This is a genomic window from Sphingomonas sp. CFBP9019 (assembly GCF_034045155.1).
GTDB lineage: Bacteria > Pseudomonadota > Alphaproteobacteria > Sphingomonadales > Sphingomonadaceae > Sphingomonas > Sphingomonas aerolata.
In genome coordinates, this window is the sequence record NZ_JAXCWK010000001.1 from 94,345 (window position 1) to 113,025 (window position 18,681).

Annotated in this window: 17 protein-coding genes; 7 read left to right on the plus strand and 10 right to left on the minus strand. The window is 66.2% G+C overall.

Annotation, left to right across the window (positions count from 1 at the left end; genetic code table 11):
* The first annotated feature begins 88 nt into the window (after positions 1-88).
* A complete protein-coding gene (tpiA, locus tag SOM18_RS00375) occupies positions 89-844 on the plus strand; it encodes a triose-phosphate isomerase (RefSeq protein WP_031439877.1) in 756 nt (251 codons plus the stop codon).
* Positions 845-898: 54 nt separating this feature from the next.
* Here tpiA and SOM18_RS00380 read toward each other — a convergent pair whose 3' ends face one another.
* Positions 899-2,287, minus strand: a complete 1,389-nt coding sequence (locus tag SOM18_RS00380) for a leucyl aminopeptidase family protein (protein ID WP_031439878.1) — start codon at positions 2,285-2,287, stop codon at positions 899-901.
* Positions 2,288-2,297: 10 nt separating this feature from the next.
* A complete protein-coding gene (locus tag SOM18_RS00385; protein ID WP_320481140.1) occupies positions 2,298-3,692 on the minus strand; it encodes a serine hydrolase domain-containing protein in 1,395 nt (464 codons plus the stop codon).
* A gap of 161 nt (positions 3,693-3,853) precedes the next feature.
* Here SOM18_RS00385 and SOM18_RS00390 point away from each other — a divergent pair, with 161 nt between their 5' ends.
* Positions 3,854-4,000 carry a lmo0937 family membrane protein gene (locus SOM18_RS00390; protein ID WP_107045915.1) on the plus strand — a complete coding sequence of 49 codons (147 nt, stop codon included), beginning with the start codon at positions 3,854-3,856 and terminating at the stop codon, positions 3,998-4,000.
* A gap of 78 nt (positions 4,001-4,078) precedes the next feature.
* On the opposite strand, the gene rimO is transcribed toward SOM18_RS00390, so the two are convergent.
* Positions 4,079-5,407 (minus strand): 30S ribosomal protein S12 methylthiotransferase RimO, encoded by a 1,329-nt coding sequence (gene rimO / locus SOM18_RS00395; protein ID WP_031439880.1) that lies wholly within the window; start codon positions 5,405-5,407, stop codon positions 4,079-4,081.
* A gap of 96 nt (positions 5,408-5,503) precedes the next feature.
* Here rimO and SOM18_RS00400 point away from each other — a divergent pair, with 96 nt between their 5' ends.
* The gene (locus SOM18_RS00400) at positions 5,504-6,601 is read left to right on the plus strand and encodes an anhydro-N-acetylmuramic acid kinase (protein ID WP_320481142.1); all 1,098 of its coding nucleotides are present in this window, start codon (positions 5,504-5,506) and stop codon (positions 6,599-6,601) included.
* Positions 6,602-6,658: 57 nt separating this feature from the next.
* Here the strand turns inward: SOM18_RS00400 and SOM18_RS00405 are convergent, their stop codons facing one another.
* The 5 genes from SOM18_RS00405 to SOM18_RS00425 all read right to left on the minus strand — a co-directional run bounded on the left by SOM18_RS00405 (position 6,659) and on the right by SOM18_RS00425 (position 11,300).
* A complete protein-coding gene (locus tag SOM18_RS00405; RefSeq protein ID WP_056676217.1) occupies positions 6,659-6,967 on the minus strand; it encodes a hypothetical protein in 309 nt (102 codons plus the stop codon).
* Between the two features lie 83 nt (positions 6,968-7,050).
* Positions 7,051-8,229: a vWA domain-containing protein gene (locus SOM18_RS00410; protein WP_031439883.1), complete on the minus strand. Its 1,179-nt coding sequence runs from the start codon at positions 8,227-8,229 to the stop codon at positions 7,051-7,053.
* Between the two features lie 64 nt (positions 8,230-8,293).
* Complete coding sequence (locus SOM18_RS00415; RefSeq protein WP_031439884.1) at positions 8,294-8,839, minus strand: CHAP domain-containing protein; 546 nt, start codon at positions 8,837-8,839, stop codon at positions 8,294-8,296.
* A 73-nt stretch (positions 8,840-8,912) separates the two neighbouring features.
* Complete coding sequence (locus tag SOM18_RS00420; RefSeq protein ID WP_031439885.1) at positions 8,913-10,316, minus strand: hypothetical protein; 1,404 nt, start codon at positions 10,314-10,316, stop codon at positions 8,913-8,915.
* Positions 10,317-10,445: 129 nt separating this feature from the next.
* The gene (locus SOM18_RS00425; protein WP_031394950.1) at positions 10,446-11,300 is read right to left on the minus strand and encodes an AAA family ATPase; all 855 of its coding nucleotides are present in this window, start codon (positions 11,298-11,300) and stop codon (positions 10,446-10,448) included.
* 171 nt (positions 11,301-11,471) lie between these two features.
* On the opposite strand from SOM18_RS00425, the gene bla reads away from it, so the two are divergent.
* Positions 11,472-12,338 carry a class A beta-lactamase gene (gene bla, locus SOM18_RS00430; RefSeq protein ID WP_152555416.1) on the plus strand — a complete coding sequence of 289 codons (867 nt, stop codon included), beginning with the start codon at positions 11,472-11,474 and terminating at the stop codon, positions 12,336-12,338.
* 18 nt (positions 12,339-12,356) lie between these two features.
* Here bla and SOM18_RS00435 read toward each other — a convergent pair whose 3' ends face one another.
* Complete coding sequence (locus tag SOM18_RS00435; protein WP_031439888.1) at positions 12,357-13,025, minus strand: DUF6975 family protein; 669 nt, start codon at positions 13,023-13,025, stop codon at positions 12,357-12,359.
* A gap of 269 nt (positions 13,026-13,294) precedes the next feature.
* Between SOM18_RS00435 and SOM18_RS00440 the strand changes: the two genes are divergently transcribed.
* On the plus strand, positions 13,295-15,631 hold the full coding sequence (locus tag SOM18_RS00440) for a S9 family peptidase (protein ID WP_081874183.1): 2,337 nt from the start codon (positions 13,295-13,297) through the stop codon (positions 15,629-15,631).
* 98 nt (positions 15,632-15,729) lie between these two features.
* Positions 15,730-16,758, plus strand: a complete 1,029-nt coding sequence (locus SOM18_RS00445) for an aspartate-semialdehyde dehydrogenase (RefSeq protein ID WP_031439890.1) — start codon at positions 15,730-15,732, stop codon at positions 16,756-16,758.
* 185 nt (positions 16,759-16,943) lie between these two features.
* On the opposite strand, the gene SOM18_RS00450 is transcribed toward SOM18_RS00445, so the two are convergent.
* Positions 16,944-17,585, minus strand: a complete 642-nt coding sequence (locus tag SOM18_RS00450; protein ID WP_031439891.1) for a YitT family protein — start codon at positions 17,583-17,585, stop codon at positions 16,944-16,946.
* 334 nt (positions 17,586-17,919) lie between these two features.
* Here SOM18_RS00450 and SOM18_RS00455 point away from each other — a divergent pair, with 334 nt between their 5' ends.
* Positions 17,920-18,681 carry an alpha/beta fold hydrolase gene (locus SOM18_RS00455; RefSeq protein WP_031439892.1) on the plus strand — a complete coding sequence of 254 codons (762 nt, stop codon included), beginning with the start codon at positions 17,920-17,922 and terminating at the stop codon, positions 18,679-18,681.

The window sequence follows — 18,681 nt, forward strand, 5'->3', positions numbered from 1 at the left end:
TCCGCTTTACGGTGCGCATCGGCGCGCTTCAAGCTTGTGCCGTTCCGTGTCGGCGCTATCCGGGACCGATGATGATCGGGAGAGTGCGATGCGGCGCAAGTTGGTAGCGGGAAACTGGAAGATGAACGGGTCGCGCGCGGCGCTGGCCGAACTCGACGCGATCGCGGCGGCGGCGGCGGCGGCGCCGGACGTCGATGTGGAAATTGCCGTGCCCTTCACGCTGATCGCCGCGGCGGCTGATCGCGCGCCGGCGCTCGCGATCGGTGCCGAGGATGTGCACGAGGCCGATTCGGGCGCGCATACGGGTTGCGTTTCGGCGGGGATGGTGAAGGAAGCGGGTGCGCGCTTCACGATCGTCGGTCATTCGGAACGCCGTGCTGACCAGCACGAAACCAGCCACGACGCCTGGGCGAAGGCGGCGGCGGCGCGGCGGCAGGGGCTGCGCGTCATCCTGTGCTGCGGCGAAACCGAGGCCGAACGCGATGCCGACCGGGCCGAACGTGTCGTGCAGGCGCAGATCGAGAAGTCGGTGCCCGACAATGCGGACGGGAGCTGGTTCACGCTGGCCTATGAGCCGCGCTGGGCGATCGGCACCGGACGCACCCCGACGCTCGACGAGATCGCCGCGATTCATGCGATCGCGCGGGCGAAGCTGCGTATGCTGATCGGCGATGCGGCAGCGGGCGTGCGGATCCTCTATGGCGGGTCGGTGACGGGCAGCAATGCCGCGGCGATCCTAACGACCGCGAATGTCGACGGCGCGCTGGTCGGTGGCGCCAGCCTGACTGCGGACAAGTTCGTCCCGATCATCGAGGCCGCGGCGAGCATCGACAGCGTCGGCTGACCCGCCGAGAGCGCGGCACGCCCTATCGTCGGGCGTGCCGCGTCAGGCCTTTGGTCAGGGGGCGCCGTACCGCGTGCTCAGCATCGCGAAGGCGGCGCGCAAGGCATAGGCCTCGCCCCCTTTGGGGCGGCCGGGCTTCGCAATCGGGCGCCAGGCGAACACGTCGAGATGCGCCCAGGCGATGCCGGGCGGCACGAAGCGGCGCAGGAACAGCGCCGCGGTGATCGCGCCGGCAAAACCGCCATCGGGCGCGTTGACCAGATCGGCGATGTCCGACTTGAGCATGTCGTCATACCCGTTCCACAACGGCATCCGCCAGAGCGGGTCGGCTTGGTCATGGCTGGCGGCGATCAGCTCGGCCGCGAGCGTCTCGTCGTCGGTGAACAGCGGCGGAAGATCGGGGCCGAGCGCGACACGCGCCGCGCCCGTCAGCGTCGCGAAGTCGAGGACCAGCGCAGGGCGGTGCTCGACCGCGCGGGTCAGTGCGTCGCCGAGAACGAGCCGCCCCTCGGCATCGGTATTGGTATTCTCGACCGTCATGCCCTGTCGCGTGTCGAGTACGTCGCCCGGGCGGAAGGCATTTCCGGCAATCGCATTCTCGACCGCGGGGATGAGCAGGTGGAGCCGGACGGGGAGCTTCGCCCCCATCACCAGCCCGGCCAGGGCGAGCGTGTGCGCGGCGCCGCCCATGTCCTTCTTCATCAGCCGCATGCCCGCCGACGGCTTGATGTCCAGGCCGCCCGAGTCGAAGCAGACGCCCTTGCCGACCAGCGCAACGCGCGGGTGCGTGGGGTCGCCCCATTCGAGCTCGATCAGCCGGGGCGCGCGTGCCTCCGATGCTGCCTGGCCGACCGCGTGGATCATCGGATAGCCGCTGGCGAGCGCGTCGCCGCGCGTCGTCGTCACGGTCGCGCCATGCCGTGCGGCGAGCGCTTCGACCGCCGTCTCGAGCTCGGCGGGACCGAGATCCGATGCGCCGGTGTTGACGAGGTCGCGGACCATTGCGGTCGCCTCGGCAAGACGGATCGTCGGCTCGATCGACGCGACTTCGCTCGTCAGCAACACGCGCGCAGGCTTCGCGGCGGGCTTGCGATAGCGATCGAACTGATGCTGTGCGAGCATCCAGCCGAGTCCGGCACCCCCCACGTTGCCCTGCGCGAGGCGGTAGGTGCCCGCGGGGAGTGTGGCACCGAGCGAGGCGATCCGCCACGGCGACGACATCGCCTCGTCACAGACGAGCAGCATCGACCATGTGTCAGGGGCGTCGCCGGGCAGCACGGCGCGGTCGCCGGGCTTGCCGGTCAGGCCATGCGCCGCGACCGCGGTGCGGATGCGCGGCGGCTGAGCACCGAGCCAGCTCGCAAACTCCTCCGGACGGACGACGTGGATCGGCGTGGCGGGCTGGCCGCGGTCGGGCTGAAGCAGGGAAGAGAAATCGGTCATTGCGTGCCAGTTACTGAGAGGGAGCCACGAGGAATTGTTCGTACCGGCCGCTCGCACCGGGTTCGGCATAGGTGCTGAGCGAGAGCGTACGGTCGGGATAGGTGATGCGATAGGTGCGGTTGACGAAGCCGCCGCGCAAGCGGGCGCGGCCGGTCTGCGCAAAACCGGTCGGTTCGCCGAGCGCGCCGAGGCTCGACTTATAGTCCGCGAGCGCGACCGGCTTGAAATAGAAATTGGCGTCCTCGGTCAGGCGGCTGCGGTCGAGCGTGCCGGTGCGGAGCTGATCGTAGACTGCGCGTGCCCTGGGCAGGGCGGCGGCATCTTCTGCGCTCGCGGCGGGGGGTGGCAGGACGATCTTCGCGATCCCGCTCGAGATGCGGCCGACCGCATCGCTGAACCAGCTGTTGGTAAGCACGACGATCGCCGCCTGATCGTCGGGATACACGATGTTCTCGGACAGGAAACCGACCGCCTCGCCGCTATGCTCGACGTAGCGACGCCCGTTGGTGGTGCCAGTCGAGACGCCGAGGCCATAGCCATTGGTCGATCCGTCGACGAGCCTGATAGGGGTCTCCTGCGCCGCCCAGTCGTCCGCGGGCAGCGTGGTGCGGGTAAGCCGCGCTACGTCCCATTTGGCGAGGTCCCGCGCACTCATCGACAGCTCGCCCGCGGCATAGAGCCAGCCCTGCGCACTCGGCGTCTCGGGACGGACGGGCCCGAGCGCGAAACGGCCATAGCCTTGTGGAAAGCCCTTGCCGATCGCCTTGTCCTGATCGAGTGCGCGAATGTCGAGCGGCTTGAAGATGCGCTGCTGCAGGAAGTCGAGCAGCGGTTGTTTCGCGATCTTCTCGACGATCAGGCCCGCGACGACATAGCCGGTGTTGGAATATTGCCACTGCGTGCCCGGCTCGAAATCGAGCGGCTTCTTCCCCCAGCGATCGACGATCTGCTGCGGCGTGACGGGGGTCGCCATTGCCGCAAAGCTGTAATCCTGCGGCCAATAGTCCTGCAGGCCCGAGGTGTGGCTGAGCAACTGGCGGATCGTGATGCGGTCGCCGCCGGTCACGCCGGGGACATATTTTGCCACCGTATCGTCGAGGCTCAGCCGGCCCTCATCCTCGAGCAGCAGGATCGCGGCGGCGGTGAATTGCTTCGAAATCGACGCGATCTGGTAGGGCAACGCCGGATCCGCCACGGCGATCGTTTCCGACGGCTTGCCATAGGCCTTGGCGAATATGATCCGCCCGCCGCGCACGATCGCGATCGATGCGGACGGGACGCCCGTATCGCGGAGCGAACCGGCAACGAGCGTATCGATCTGCGAGGTTTCCGCAGGCGTGAGCGACTGGGCGATGGCTGGGAGGGGAAGCGCGAGCGCGGCGAGCGTGAACAGGCGAAACAGCATGGCGACATCGAAGCAGAAGGCGGGTGGCGGTGCAACGCCGCAACTTAATGTCGAGCCAGCTGAGGAGCTTAACCCATATCAGGTTAAACGGCGGAACACGCTCGAGTGCGGGGACGTTTCAGCGGCATCGATCACGTCATCACAACAGATTGGGAACTGCCATGCTCTGGACCATCGCCGTCATCTTGCTCGTCCTCTGGCTTGCCGGTTTCGCCTTTCACGTCGCGGGCGGGTTGATCCACATCCTGCTGGTGATCGCGGTGATCGTGGTGCTCGTGAAGCTGTTCACCGGTCGCAACGTCGTCTGAACGTGTGAGCCCCAAGGTGCAGGCGTTTTCGCGTGCACCTTGGGGTAGTACCGTTGCGTCAAGACCGACGCAGGCGCGTCAGACCGGCACGCCGTACAGATCATGGTCGTCGGCATCCTCGATCGTCACGGGTACGATGTCGCCGACCGTCAGGTGACCTGCGTCGCGCAGGAAGACCTCGCCGTCGATCTCGGGCGCATCCGCCTGTGAGCGACCCGTCGCCCCCTCGTCGTCGACTACGTCGATGATCACGTCGAGCGTCCGGCCGATCTTGGCTTGCAACTTCGCTGCCGAGATCGCCGCAGTCTTTTCCATGATCCGGGCGTACCGCTCTTCCTTGAGCGCCTCGGGCACATGGTCCGGCAGCAGGTTGGCCGCCGCGCCCTCGACCGGTTCGAACCGGAACGCGCCGACGCGGTCGAGCTGCGCCTCGTCGAGCCAGTCGAGCAGATACTGGAAATCCTCCTCGGTCTCGCCGGGGAAGCCGACGACGAAGGTCGAGCGGATCGTGATGTCGGGCGCGATCTCACGCCATTTGTGAATGCGCTGGAGCACCTTGGCATCATTGCCGGGGCGCTTCATCCGGCGCAGCACCGATGGCGCGGCATGCTGGAACGGGATGTCGAGATAGGGCAGCACCAGGCCCTCCGCCATCAACGGTATGACGTGGTCGACGTGCGGATAGGGGTAGACGTAATGCAGCCGTACCCACGGTGCGATCTTGCCGAGTTCGCGCGCGAGATCGGTCATGTGCGCACGAACCTCGCCGCCACCCTTCAGCGGCCAGACCGAGTGGCGCAGGTCGACGCCATAGGCCGACGTATCCTGGCTGATGACCAGCAGTTCCTTCGTGCCCGCGGCGACGAGCTTTTCGGCTTCGCGCAAGATCGCGTCGGGGCGGCGGCTGACGAGATCGCCGCGCAGGCTCGGGATGATGCAGAAGGAGCAGCGATGGTTGCAGCCTTCCGAGATCTTCAGATAGCTGTAGTGGCGCGGCGTCAGCTTGAGCCCGGCATCCGGGATCAGGTTGAGGAACGCGGACGGCGGCATCGGGGCGGCTTCGTGGACCGCGCCGACGACCTGCTCATATTCATGCGCACCGGTGATCGCGAGCACCTGCGGGAAGCGCGCGCGGATCGCGTCCGCTTCCTTGCCCATGCAGCCGGTGACAATGACGCGGCCGTTCTCGGCAATGGCTTCACCGATCGCCTCGAGGCTTTCTTCCTTCGCCGAATCGAGAAAGCCGCAGGTATTGACGAGGACAACGTCGGCACCGGCATAGTCGGGCGACATCTGATAGCCGTCGCCGCGCAGCTGCGTGAGAATCCGCTCGCTGTCGACGAGGTTCTTCGGACAGCCGAGCGAGACCATGCCGATCTTGGGCGGAGTGGGGAGTATGGTTGCCATGGGAGCCGCGCACATAGGCGCAAAGTTCGGTTTTTTCTAGGCGGTCGAGATGCGATCCGTCATGGCCGGGTCTGAGGACAGGGAAAGGGACCCAAAATGCTGGCGATTGGATTGATGTCGGGGACGTCGCTCGACGGGATCGACGCCGCGCTGATCGAGACCGATGGCGAGGCGATGGTCCGCCCCATCGCGTTCCGTGGGGAGCCTTATTCGGATGCGGCGCGCGCGGAGCTGTCCGACGCGACACGTATGGCGCTGACGTTCGATCGGCCGCGCGCCAGTCCGCCGATCGTCGCCGCGGGCGATCTCATCACGCGTACGCATGTCTTCGCGGTACACAAGCTGCTGGCGGATGCCGGTGTCGCCGCGGCGGAGATCGATGTGATCGGGTTCCACGGACAGACGATCGCGCATCGGCCCGATCGCGGCTGGACTTGGCAGATCGGCGACGGCGCTGCGATGGCACGCGCGACGGGGATCACGACGGTATCCGATTTCCGGTCGGCCGATGTGGCGGCGGGGGGGCAGGGCGCGCCGCTGCTGCCGGTCTACCATGCGGCGCTGGCGTCCACGCTCGACGGGCCGGTCGCGGTGCTGAACCTGGGCGGGGTCGGCAACATCACCTTCATTCCCGGTGCGACAAATGGCAACGACTCGCTGGTCGCGTTCGATACGGGGCCGGCGAACGGCCTGATCGACAGCTGGGTCGAGGCGGAGACGGGCGCGCGCTACGACAAGGGGGGCGCGCTGGCGGCGGCGGGGCGCGTCGACGAGACGGTACTGACGGCGATGCTCGATCACCCGTTCTTCGATGCACCGCCGCCCAAGTCGCTCGATCGCAATGACTTTACCATACAGCCGGCACGCGGACTGTCGGCGGCGGATGGTGCGGCAACGCTGACCGCATTCACCGCGCAGACGGTTGCGGATGCGGTACGGCATCTGCCCGCGCGACCCAAGCGGCTGCTGGTCGCGGGCGGTGGACGTCACAATCCGACGATGCTGGCCATGATCGCCGCGGTGACCGGGCTCGGCGTTGAGGCGACGGACGCGCTTGGGTGGAACGGCGATGCGCTGGAGGCGGAAGGGTTCGCCTATATGGCGGTGCGGACGCTCCGCGGGCTGCCGATCAGTTTTCCGGGCACAACGGGGGTGCCGGCGGCGATGATGGGCGGGATCGTTCACCCGGCCTGAGCCCGCCAAGATACAAAAGACTATGGCCCACCGTTGCCGGCGGGCCACACATTTCCCTCAGTGAGCCTTTTTCGGCTTGCCGGGCTTCTTGGGCGCGGGCTTTGGCGGGGTCTTCTTTTCCGGTGCGTCCTTTGCGCGGAGCGCAGGTGCGGCAATCGCGGCGGCAATGCCGGCGACCAGCGTGGCGCCGACCGCGATCGCGGTCTTCGGGTGCGACTTCACCGCGTCGGTGGCGGTGGCGATGCCGGCCTTTGCCGCGTCCGTCGCATCGTCCATCCAGTCGCCCTTCGCGGCGGGGGCCGGCGCGGCGTCGTCGTCATGCTTGACCTTGGCATGGGGCATGGCGGAATTCGGGATCGACGACATAAGCTATTCCTCGCACAGGGATGATGCACGCTAAACCGACCGGGTCCATGACGGTTCCGTTACGGGATCGCGCAGGCGGGGCCTTAGCGCTTGCGGGTCAGTTCACGCATCGCGTCGTCGAGACCGGCGAGTGTCAGCGGGTACATGCGGTCGGTCATCAGTTCGCGCATGATGCGGACCGATTGCGAATAGCCCCATTGCGCCTCGGGCACGGGGTTGAGCCATGCCGCAGACGGATAGGTGGTCGTCAGGCGCTGCATCCACACCGCGCCCGGCTCCTCGTTGAAATGCTCGACCGAGCCGCCGGGATGGGTGATCTCGTACGGGCTCATCGATGCGTCACCGACCAGCACGAGTTTGTAATCATGGCCGAACTTGTGGAGCACGTCCCACAAGGGCGTACGCTCGGCGAAGCGGCGCGCGTTGTCCTTCCACACGCCCTCGTAGGGGCAATTGTGGAAATAATAGAATTCGAGATTTTTGAACTCGGTGGTCGCGGCCGAGAAGAGTTCTTCGCAAAGCTTGACGAAGGGATCCATCGATCCCCCGACATCGAGGAACAGCAGCATCTTGATCGCATTGCGGCGTTCGGCGCGCATGACGATGTCGAGATAGCCCTGACGTGCGGTACCGGCGATCGTGCCGTCGATGTCGAGTTCGTCCGCGGCCCCGTCGCGCGCGAACCGGCGCAGGCGTCGCAGCGCGATCTTGATGTTGCGCGTGCCGAGTTCGCGGGTGTTGTCGAGATTGCGGAACTCGCGCTGGTCCCAGACCTTGAGCGCGCGCTTGTGCCGGCTCTCGCCGCCAATGCGCACGCCTTCGGGGTTGTAGCCGCCATTGCCGTACGGGGAGGTGCCGCCGGTACCGACCCATTTGTTGCCGCCCTGATGGCGTCCCTGCTGTTCCTCGAGCCGCTTCTTGAGCGTCTCCATGATCTCGTCCCACGAGCCCAGTGACTGGATCGCGGCCATCTCGTCGGGGGTGAGAAATTTCTCGGCGACCGCCTTCAGCCAATCCTCGGGGATGTCGGTCGGCGTCGTGCCATAGCTTGTGGCGAGCCCGCGGAAGACCTTGGCGAAGACCTGGTCGAAGCGGTCGAGCAGCCCCTCGTCCTTCACATAGACCGCGCGGGAGAGGTAATAGAATTCCTCGGATGTGCGCTCGATCACCTCGGCGTCGAGCGCCTCGAGCAGGAGCAGATGCTCCTTGAGGCTGGCCGGGATGCCCGCGCTACGCAGCTCGTCGAGAAAATTGAGAAACATCGCCCTATCCTGCCTCTCCAGCCCCGCGAAGTCGAGGGGCGAGTCGAGGATCGGGTATGCGCGGTCAGCTGCCCGGGACGTATGCGTCGATCAGCGCGCCGACATAATCGGGATTGCGACTGGTCAGTTCAGCCGCGGGTCGCACGTCGCCGTGGATGAAGCCGTAGACGGGGTAGATGCCGCCGCCGAGGCCGTCGACATCCTTGTACCAGACCTTCACGCGGCTCCAGTCATTGGCTGGCGAGACGTCGAACAGCGTGACGTCCTGTTCGGCATGACCGCGTTCGCCGTTCTGGCGCGACCAATTGGCATGGGTCAGCATCACGACGCGCTTCTCGACGACGCGGCTGATGACCGCGACATGCCCCATCGGCAGGCGGGCCGTCTTCGCAAAAACGATGACCGAGCCCGTCTTCGGCCGATGCGTGCGCTCGTAGCGGCCATCGGCCTGACGCCACCATGTCCAGGCATCGCCATAGATCTCGATCCCCGAGGCCGCCCGCGCAAACGGAACGCACTGCCCGACATAGTCGAGCAGCGATGCCTGTGCAGCGGACCCCGCGCCGATCGTGAGGACAGCGGAGAGAAGGGCGCGACTGAAGCGATTCATCCCGTGATCCTAAAGGCCGTCCCATGACCGCCATGTTGCCGCCTTTGGTTAATGGCATGACGATGCGCCAGCCTCAATATGGATTAGTCGACAAGGCGTTGCGCGCGCGGGGTAGTCCGTAAAGCGCCCAGTCGGTTCCCGACAGCATGCCCCGGCGGCGCATGGTCCGAAGCGTATAGACGCGTCCGCAGCGTCGCGTCGTGGCCGCCGCCGCGCCGCCGTCGTCGAGATCGACAAAGACGAATTGCGCACGCCGGCAGTCGCTTGTCAGCGCGAGCGGATAGCGCGCCGTCGCCGCGGCGACCCGAAGCGGGGCAACCGGCTGGAGGTGATCGACCTGAACGCGCGCGCCGCCCGGCGCTTCGATGCGCATATCGGCGATGGCGGCATCGATATCGCCGCGTCGTCGCTTAATGTCCTGCGCGATGTCGTGGTTCATGCCGATCGCGAGGAGAGTGAGGGCGAGCGCGGCCAATATCTTTGACCGGGGGCCTTTCGTCAGCGCGGTGGCGATCAGGTCAGTCAGGAGCAACAGGACCGCGACGCTGGATAGCAGGAAGTAGCGCGGCATTCCTGTGTTGGCGATGTGAAGCGTGGCGAGGGCGATCGGCAGCCCGGCAATTGCGAGCATTGCCAGCCACGCCATGGGGCGTCGATGCGCGACGGCGACCATTGCGGCGACGCATAGTGTGAGCGCGAGCACCGCGATCCACCAACGGGGCAAGGCGGATGCGCCGAGCGTCGTCGCCAGCATGACCTGCAGCGCATCGACCAGGCTGGCGAACGAGAAGGGCACATAGTCGCCGACCTGCATGCCGCCGGGGCTTGCGGCCGCGGCGCCGAAGACCAGCGTGAAGACGAGCATGACCGCAACGACGCTCGGCAGCATCAGCCGCGCGGTCATCGCGGCGGCCGTCCCGGTGGAAAACCTTTGGCGCAGCGTCAGCGCGACCCAGGCGGCAATCGCAACCACGAAGAACAGCATCGTCAACTGCGACAGGAGTCCGAGAATGGTCAGCAGCGCGAGCAGCCCCGGCGGATGGCGGGGCGCAGGGGCGGGGGCGTCGAGCCAGCGTGCGGCGACCAGGATCGCACCCAAGGCGCACAGCAGCATCGGCGCATAGCCGCGCGCTTCGCTGCCATAATTGACCAGGATCGGCGACAGCGCGAATAGCGCCGCGCCGACCAGCGCATGCGCCGTGGAGCGCCGCGCACCGATCGCGGCGACGACCAGCACCGTGGCGGCACCGGTGACGATCGACAGCGCGCGCAGGGCCAGCGGCGGCGTGGCATAGCCAACCGCCTGCATCCACAGGCTGTTCAGATGGTGATTATTATCGTGGTTGATCGAGGTGAACACGTCCAAGGGTGTGTCCACATTCGCCACCAGCACCGCAGACCACGCCTCGTCGACCCACAGCCCGCCATGGGCCGATAGGATCCGGATCCAGACCGCGACGCCCAGGATCGCAAGCAACGCGTATGCCGCGGGGAGGGGCAGGTGGTGACGCACACCCGGAGCAATAGCGCGCAACTGATTAAAGCCGCGTTTTCAGCGTCGCTCAGGCGGACCGTTCCGGCCGCGGCTGTCTCGTCGCTCCCGAAGCTACCCCTGGTTCTTCTGCCGCTTCGCCATGAAGGCGAGGCGTTCGAACAGCATCACGTCCTGTTCGTTCTTGAGCAGTGCGCCGTGCAGCGGCGGGATCGCCTTGGTCGGATCGCGGTTCTGCAGCGTCTCGAGCGGCATATCCTCGTGCAGCAGCAGCTTGAGCCAGTCGAGCAGCTCGGAGGTCGAGGGCTTTTTCTTGAGCCCGGGGACGTCGCGGACGTCGTAGAACAGGTCCATCGCGCGCGAGACGAGCATGCGCTGGATCCCGGGGAAATGGACGTCGACGATCGCCTGCATCGTGTCGCGGTCGGGAAACTTGATATAGTGGAAGAAGCAGCGCCGCAGGAACGCGTCGGGCAGTTCCTTCTCGTTGTTGCTGGTGATGATGACGATCGGACGCTCGACCGCGCGGACGGTCTCCTTGGTCTCGTAGACGTGGAATTCCATCCGATCGAGTTCCTGCAACAGGTCGTTGGGGAACTCGATATCCGCCTTGTCGATCTCGTCGATCAGCAGTACGGGCGGTGCCGGCTGGGTGAACGCCTCCCAGAGCTTGCCCTTGCGGATATAATTGCCGATGTCGTGGACGCGTTCGTCGCCGAGCTGGCCGTCGCGCAGGCGGGCGACGGCGTCATATTCGTACAGCCCCTGCTGCGCCTTGGTCGTCGACTTGATGTTCCATTCGATCAATGGCGCGCCGAGCGCCTTGGCGATCTCATAGGCGAGCACGGTCTTGCCGGTGCCGGGTTCACCCTTGATGAGCAGCGGGCGGCGTAACGTCACCGCGGCATTCACCGCGACCTTGAGGTCGTCGGTTGCGACATAGCTCTGCGTACCTTCGAAGCGCTTCATGCCCATTCCCGTCAGAATCGAATTCCCGGTACGGATAGAAGCTGTTGGGCATCCGACGCAACCCGGACGATGGCGACACCGACAGCGATCGGGTTTCGTTGCAAGGCCTGGACGGTGTACCGAGCGTCCGCGCGGCGAAACGACGCGGCTGGAGGAGGCATCACGATCATCATGCTGAACAGGCGGGCTCTCCTGTCAGGCGTTTCCGCAACGCTCGTTACGCGTCCGGCCTTCGCACGCAGCGAGGCTCCTCCGCCCGGCGTCGCGGCCTACGAGGCCGCGAGCGGCGGCCATGTCGGGATCTACGCGCGTAACCTGACGACGGGGAGGGCGATCGCCTGGCGTGCCGATGAGCGGTTCGTCATGTGCAGCACGTTCAAGGCCTCGCTCGCCGCGTGCGTGCTCAACCGGGTCGATCGCGGCCGGGCCCGGCTTGCGGACAGGATCGCGCTCGTTCCTGCCGACCTGCAGGACTGGCACGCGCCCGTCGCCCGGCAGAATCTGGCGCGGGGCGAGATGTCGCTCGGCGAGATGTGTCAGGCAGCCGTCGAGCAAAGCGACAATAGCTGCGCCAATATCCTGTTGAGGCAAGTTGGCGGGCCCGCCGCGTTGACGGCCTATTGGCGACGTCTGGGCGACGATGTCAGTCGGCTGGACGATATCGAGCCGTTCCTGAACCGTGCGCCGCCGGGTGGGTTGCGCAACACAACGACGCCGAGGGCGATGGCGGCGACGATCGGACGGCTGACGCGTGGTCCGGTATTGTCGCCCTCGTCACGCGCGCTGCTCATGCTGTGGCTCCGGCAATGCCGGACCGGCGCCGCGCGGTTGCGGGCCGGTCTGCCGCAGGGGTGGGTGATCGGCAACAAGACGGGGAACAACGGCAGGGACGCGGCCGGCGACGTGGGGGTGTTGTGGCGCGATCCCGACACGCCGATTATCATCAGCGTCTACACGCGCGGCGGCACGCCGACCGAGGCGCAGTTCAAGACGTTGTTTTCAAAAGTTGCCCGGGGAGTTGCTACGACACTGGCCTAGGCTGCGTGTGCAATCCGGTCAGAGATCGCCGCGCGCGCTGGCGCGGGCTTCGAGCAGCGACCAGAGGCCGCGATGCTGGGCGTAGAGCTGCTGCGCGCCGAAGGTGATGGCACGCCGCGCACCGGGCGTCGCACCCAGCGTTGCCAGCGCCTTGGCGCTGACGTCAGCGGGCGGGAGCGCGCGCGGCGGCGCGACGATGCCGAACCGGGTCGCGGCAAGGTCGAGAACGTCGCGCGTCACCGCCCAGTCGTGGAGCAGCGCGGCCACCGCCCCCGTCGCGCAACCGGCGCGCTCCGAACCGGACAGGATCTCCAGTGCGTTGCGCACGCCGGCGAGGGCGGCCTCGGTCGCCGCCTGACCCGGTGTCGAGGGCAACGGCCCCACGGCGGCGGTCAACTGGGCGAGATAGCCGCGTTCGATCGCGAACCCGGTCGCTGCGGTTTCGAGCCAGGGCAGCGAACCCAACTGTGCGCTACGCAGCAAGGCGTCGTCGATCATCCCGGGGTGCCGTCCATAGACGTCGCAGAACGCGTGCACCGCATCCGACAGGTTGCGCTGGGCGGGGGCGGATTGGATGAGCCGCGTCGCGTGAGGGTGCGCGACAGCACCGTCGACGGCGCCAAGGCGCGCGACGACGTCCCAGGCGCCGGGCCGTGTTTCGTCAATGGATGCCGTCGTCGAAGCCATTAGTCCCCGGTCATGTCTGGGATGCCCGCGCGCCATATGCGTGCGGACGTCCGGCCACAGGTCCTTGCACACGACCTGTAAAGACGGCGTGCACATGACGTTAACCGCCCGCTAACCATCCGCCGGCGAGTCCGGTCGGCCTGGGCGTGACGCCTTGGCCGCGGCCGAGTGCATCATGCAGGGTTTACGGCTTTACGGGGGCGGGACGCGCCGCGATAACGCGCGCGGCACCGGCACCGCGCTGGAGCCCGTCCATCGGAGACTATAGGATGCGTACATGGTTGCTTGGGCTTGCACTTGCTTCGGTCGGAACCGCCGCGATGGCTGCTGACGGCGCGTCCGCGCAAACGGCAGGCGGCGCCGACGGCGTTACCACGCCGAGCGACCCGGCAGCGGCTCCCGTGGCAGCTGCAGCCCCGGCCGGCGATCTGACGCTGGCGCGGGTGTTCGGCAATCCCGACCTGTCGGGCCCGCAGCCGCGCGCGGTACGGCTGTCGCCCGACGGTGCGCTGTTGACCTCGCTGCGCAACCGGGCGGACGAGAAGGAGCGGTTCGACCTGTGGGCGGTCGATACCGCCACGGGCCAGGAGCGGATGCTCGTCGATTCGAAGAGCGTCGGCAGCGGCGCCGAGCTGAGCGAAGCCGAGAAGATGCAGCGCGAGCGCGCGCGGATCGCCGGGTCGAAGGGCATCGTCGCCTATGACTGGGCGCCCGATGGCAAGTCGATCCTCGTGCCGCTCGACGGCGACCTGTACATCGCGACGCTCGACGGCAAGGTCCGGCGGCTGACTGATACACCGGGTGGCCAGCTGAACCCCGTGATCAGCCCCAAGGGCGGGTTCGTGTCCTATGTCCGCGACCAGAATCTCGTCGTTCAGCCGCTGGCGGGTGGCGAGGCGCGCGCGGTCACCAAGGGCGGGGGCGGCACCGTCCATTTCGGCGAGGCGGAGTTCGTCGCGCAGGAGGAAATGGATCGCCGCACGGGCTATTGGTGGTCGCCCGACGAGCGCTATGTCGCGGTCGAGCGGTTCGACGAGGCGCCGGTGCGCATCTTCACGCGTGCCTCGATCGGCGCGACGGGGACCAAGGTCTATGATCAGCGCTATCCCGCCGCGGGCACGCCCAACGCACTGGTCGACCTGTACGTGATGAAGCCCGACGGGTCGGGCCAGGTGAAGGTCGATCTGGGCACCAATCCCGACATCTATCTGGCGCGGGTCGACTGGACGCCCGACGGGACGATGTTGCTCGTCCAGCGCCAGAGCCGCGACCAGAAGCTGCTCGAGATGCTGCGCGTCGACCCGGCAACGGGCAAGTCGACGATCCTGTTCACGGAGAAGTCGGGGGTGAAGAGCTGGCTGAACCTGTCGGACGCCTACCGCGTGCTGAAGGACGGCAGCCTGATCTGGCGGTCGGAGCGCAGCGGCTATGGCCATCTCTACCGGTTCGCGGCAGGCCGCTGGACGCAGCTGACCAAGGGCGATTGGGTCGTGACCGGGCTGGTCGGCGTCGACCAGGCCAAGGGGCGGTTGTTCTTCACGGGCAACAAGGACGACGTGCTGGAGCAGCAGCTCTATTCGGTCGATATCGCCAAGCCGAACGCGATCACCAAGCTGACCGAGAGCGGCTGGTGGAACAGCGCGTCGATGGACGGTGCCGGCACGCGGTTCATCGTCTCGCGCTCGAACCCGTCACAGCCGACCCAGGTCTATCTGGCGGATGCGACCGGCAAGCGGATTTCGTGGATCAACGAGAATGCGGTGAAGGAGGGGCATCCCTATCATCCCTATGCCGCCAGCCATCAGCAGACCAAGTTCGGCACGCTGAAGGCCAAGGACGGCACGACGCTCTATTACGAGATGATCACCCCGCCGATCGAGCCGGGCAAGAAATATCCCGTCTTCTTCCAGCATTATGGCGGCCCGGGCACCGGCCAGCAGGTCACGCGCGGCTGGCAGGGGCCGCTGCCGCAATATCTGGTCGATCAGGGCTGGATCTTCTTCCAGATCGACAATCGCGGCTCGTACAACCGCGGCAAGAAGTTCGAGGACGCGATCTATCATGCGATGGGCACGGTCGAGGTCGAGGACCAGCTGGCCGGGGCGGAGTATCTGAAGACGCTGCCGTTCGTCGAGCCGAGCAAGATCGCGACCTATGGCTGGTCCTATGGCGGGTACATGTCGCTGAAGATGCTGGAGAAGACGCCGGGGGTCTATGCTGCCGCAGTGTCGGGCGCGCCGGTCACCGACTGGCAGCTCTACGACACGCATTATACCGAGCGCTATCTGGGCGATCCCAAGACCGATCCGGCGAGCTATGCGACGTCGGCCGCGGTCGAGGATGCGGCGCTGATCAAGGATCCGCTGCTGCTGATCCACGGCATGGCGGACGATAACGTGTTCCTCGACAATTCGACCAAGGTCGCGGCCAAGATGCAGGCGACCGCGACACCGTTCGAGATGATGTTCTACCCGGGCTATACGCACCGCGTTGCGGGGCCGGGGATCAGCGAGCATGTCTGGGGGACGATCCTCAACTTCCTCGACCGGACGGTGAAGGACAAACCGGTTACCGGCGAAGGGACGAGCTTGCCTGCGACGAAATAAAGTTATCTGGCAGGGTGCGTCGGAGACGTATACGGACGCGCCCGAATGAAGATCAGCAATGTCGCGATCGTTTCGCGGCGGCATCAAGGGACGACATAATGGGTTATCGGATCGTGGTTGCAGGGGCGACCGGCAATGTCGGGCGCGAAATGCTCAACATCCTGGCGGAGCGTGAATTTCCGGCGGACGAGATCGCCTGCGTCGCATCGTCGCGCAGCCAGGGCGAGATGGTCGATTTCGGTGACACCGGCAAGCAGATCAAATGCCAGAATATCGAGAATTTCGACCCCACCGGCTGGGACATGGCGCTGTTCGCGATCGGGTCGGAGGCGACCGCGGTCTATGCGCCGAAGTTCGCCGCGGCGGGCTGCACCGTGATCGACAATTCGTCGCTGTACCGGATGGATCCGGACGTGCCGCTGATCGTGCCCGAAGTGAATGCGGACGCGATCGACGGCTACAAGGTCCGCAACATCATCGCCAACCCGAACTGCTCGACCGCGCAGATGGTCGTCGCGCTCAAGCCGCTGCATGACGCGGCCAAGATCAAGCGCGTCGTCGTCGCGACCTATCAGTCGGTGTCGGGCGCGGGCAAGCAGGGCATGGACGAGCTGTTCGAGCAGAGCCGCAACATCTTCGTCGGCGACCCGGCCGAGGCCAAGAAGTTCACCAAGCAGATCGCGTTCAACGTGATCCCGCACATCGACAGCTTCCTCGACGACGGGTCGACCAAGGAAGAGTGGAAGATGGTGGTCGAAACCAAGAAGATCCTCGACCCGAAGATCAAGGTCACCGCGACCTGCGTCCGCGTGCCGGTGTTCGTCGGCCATTCGGAAGCGATCAACATCGAGTTCGAGAACGAGATCTCGGCCGAGGAGGCGCAGAACATCCTGCGCGAGGCGCCCGGGGTCATGCTGATCGATAAGCGCGAGGATGGCGGCTATATCACGCCGATCGAATGCGTCGGCGAGTTCGCGACCTTCATCAGCCGCGTGCGCGAAGATTCGACCGTCGAGAACGGCATCAACCTGTGGTGCGTGTCGGACAATCTGCGCAAGGGTGCGGCGCTGAACGCGGTGCAGATCGCCGAGCTCCTGGGTCGTCGGCATCTGAAGAAGGACGCGTAGGCGGGGGAGCGGGAGGGGGAGCCTTCTTCCGCTTATCCGACGTCGAGCGCGGGATGACGTATCGCGGGCGTCATCCTGCGTGGGCGGACACGGGCAAAGCCCGTGTCGTCGACCGGCGCTGAGTGCGCCGTCGGCCGATCTTGCCCTATGCGATCCTGCTTCGCTGGATCGTCTTATGGCTGCGATCAGTGCCCAATATACCGTCCCGGGCGGTGCCAAGCGATCAGGATAAGGCTGATCGCGGCTGCGCTTAAGACCGACCAGCCGAACTGACCCGCGCTGACGACAGGGATCGCGGCGGCTAGGATTACCACGTCGAGCGCGATCTGCGTGCGGCCCGCATTCCAGCCGCGCGTGCGCTGCAGCCACAGCGTCACGACCCCGGTGCCGCCGACCCCGGCCTGATGTCGCGCGAGGACGAGGATGCCGAGCCCGATCACCGTGCCGCCGACGATCGCGGCGAAGAACGGGTGCATCTGGTCGACGTGCATCGATCCGCCCGCGAAGGTCGAGAAGGCGGCGATCCCGGCATTCACCAGCATCGTCTTGATCGCGAAACGGCGGCCCATCGCGTAATGCGCGAACAGGAAGAAGGGCAGGTTGATCAGCGTGAACAGCACGCCGGTCGGCAAGGGCACCAGATAGGACAGCAGCAGCGCGATCCCGGCGATCCCGCCGGTGACGAGCCCTGCCGCCTTCAGGAAGACCAGCCCGATCACCAGCAGGATGCAGCCGATGACGAGCGCGTAGAAATCCTCCGCGATACTGTGCGGCCGTCCCAGGGGAAGGGTGGCTGAGGGGAAGGTGGCGTCGGCAGATGGCGGCATTGCGGGTCCTTGGTCGGGCCCTTCGCGCATCCTCGGTGAATCGTCCGACGCGATCCTTGTCCCTTAGCTAAAGGAGTTTGCGTGTCACACTACCCCTTTTTGTGATGGCGTCGTGCGGCGGGGCCATAACGATGGGCGCTCGTCATCCTGACGAAAGTCAGGATCCAGGATACCAAGCGCCGCATCCGTGGCTCTGGATCCTGACTTTCGTCAGGATGACGTAGCGGTGGGTCGCGGATACTCCTCGGAGCGCGTCTCTTCGTGGCGGTTGACAGCACGGTGTCGTGTGTCGGACGGGGGCGACGACATCCTACGATTATAGGGATCTGGATCAGTGGCATATTCCCCGACCGAGACGCAGTATTTCGAGAGCTTCGACGGCACGCGGATCGCGTGGCGCGAGGTCGGCGAGGGGCGACCGGTGGTGCTGATCCACGGCTATTTCTCCGACGCGAAGACCAACTGGATCCGCTATGGCCATGCCGCCAAGATCGCGGCCAAGGGGTTCCGCGTGATCATGCCCGACCTGCGCGCGCACGGCGAGAGCGGCAAGCCGCATGGGCTGGAATTCTACCCCGCGGATGCGCTGACGCTCGACGGCCATGCGCTGGTCGATCATCTCGGGCTGACCGATTATGATCTTGGCGGCTATTCGCTGGGCGCGCGGACGACGTCGCGGATGCTCGCCACGGGCGCGACGCCGAGGCGCGTGGTCTTTTCCGGGATGGGCCTCGCCGGACTGACCGAGACGTCGCGGCGCGCGGGGCATTTCCGCAATATCCTCACCAATCTGGGCAAGCATGTTCAGGGCACGCCCGAGTGGCTCGCCGAGGCGTTCCTGAAGACCACGGGCGGCGATCCGGTCGCATTGCTCGGGATCCTCGAGACCTTTGCGGATACACCGATCGAGGCGGTCAGGGCGATCGAGCAGCCGGCGCTGGTGGTGTGCGGTGCGGAGGATGAGGATAACGGGTCGGCACCGGATCTCGCCGCGGTCCTGCCGCATGGCCGCTATGTCGCGACGCCGGGCGGACATATGAGCGCGGTGGTGAAGTTCGAGCTTGGCCAGGCGATTGCGGACTTTCTTGCTGAATAG

Bases quoted from the DNA above. Each gene is read 5' to 3' on its own strand.
- SOM18_RS00400 (WP_320481142.1), top strand. From the start codon at position 5,504: ATGCTGGCGATTGGATTGATGTCGGGGACGTCGCTCGACGGGATCGAC.
- SOM18_RS00425 (WP_031394950.1), bottom strand. From the start codon at position 11,300: ATGAAGCGCTTCGAAGGTACGCAGAGCTATGTCGCAACCGACGACCTC.
- SOM18_RS00410 (WP_031439883.1), bottom strand. From the start codon at position 8,229: ATGTTTCTCAATTTTCTCGACGAGCTGCGTAGCGCGGGCATCCCGGCC.
- SOM18_RS00390 (WP_107045915.1), top strand. From the start codon at position 3,854: ATGCTCTGGACCATCGCCGTCATCTTGCTCGTCCTCTGGCTTGCCGGT.
- SOM18_RS00385 (WP_320481140.1), bottom strand. From the start codon at position 3,692: ATGCTGTTTCGCCTGTTCACGCTCGCCGCGCTCGCGCTTCCCCTCCCA.
- rimO (WP_031439880.1), bottom strand. From the start codon at position 5,407: ATGGCAACCATACTCCCCACTCCGCCCAAGATCGGCATGGTCTCGCTC.
- bla (WP_152555416.1), top strand. From the start codon at position 11,472: ATGCTGAACAGGCGGGCTCTCCTGTCAGGCGTTTCCGCAACGCTCGTT.
- SOM18_RS00435 (WP_031439888.1), bottom strand. From the start codon at position 13,025: ATGGCTTCGACGACGGCATCCATTGACGAAACACGGCCCGGCGCCTGG.
- SOM18_RS00380 (WP_031439878.1), bottom strand. From the start codon at position 2,287: ATGACCGATTTCTCTTCCCTGCTTCAGCCCGACCGCGGCCAGCCCGCC.
- SOM18_RS00445 (WP_031439890.1), top strand. From the start codon at position 15,730: ATGGGTTATCGGATCGTGGTTGCAGGGGCGACCGGCAATGTCGGGCGC.
- SOM18_RS00440 (WP_081874183.1), top strand. From the start codon at position 13,295: ATGCGTACATGGTTGCTTGGGCTTGCACTTGCTTCGGTCGGAACCGCC.
- SOM18_RS00405 (WP_056676217.1), bottom strand. From the start codon at position 6,967: ATGTCGTCGATCCCGAATTCCGCCATGCCCCATGCCAAGGTCAAGCAT.
- SOM18_RS00450 (WP_031439891.1), bottom strand. From the start codon at position 17,585: ATGCCGCCATCTGCCGACGCCACCTTCCCCTCAGCCACCCTTCCCCTG.
- SOM18_RS00415 (WP_031439884.1), bottom strand. From the start codon at position 8,839: ATGAATCGCTTCAGTCGCGCCCTTCTCTCCGCTGTCCTCACGATCGGC.
- tpiA (WP_031439877.1), top strand. From the start codon at position 89: ATGCGGCGCAAGTTGGTAGCGGGAAACTGGAAGATGAACGGGTCGCGC.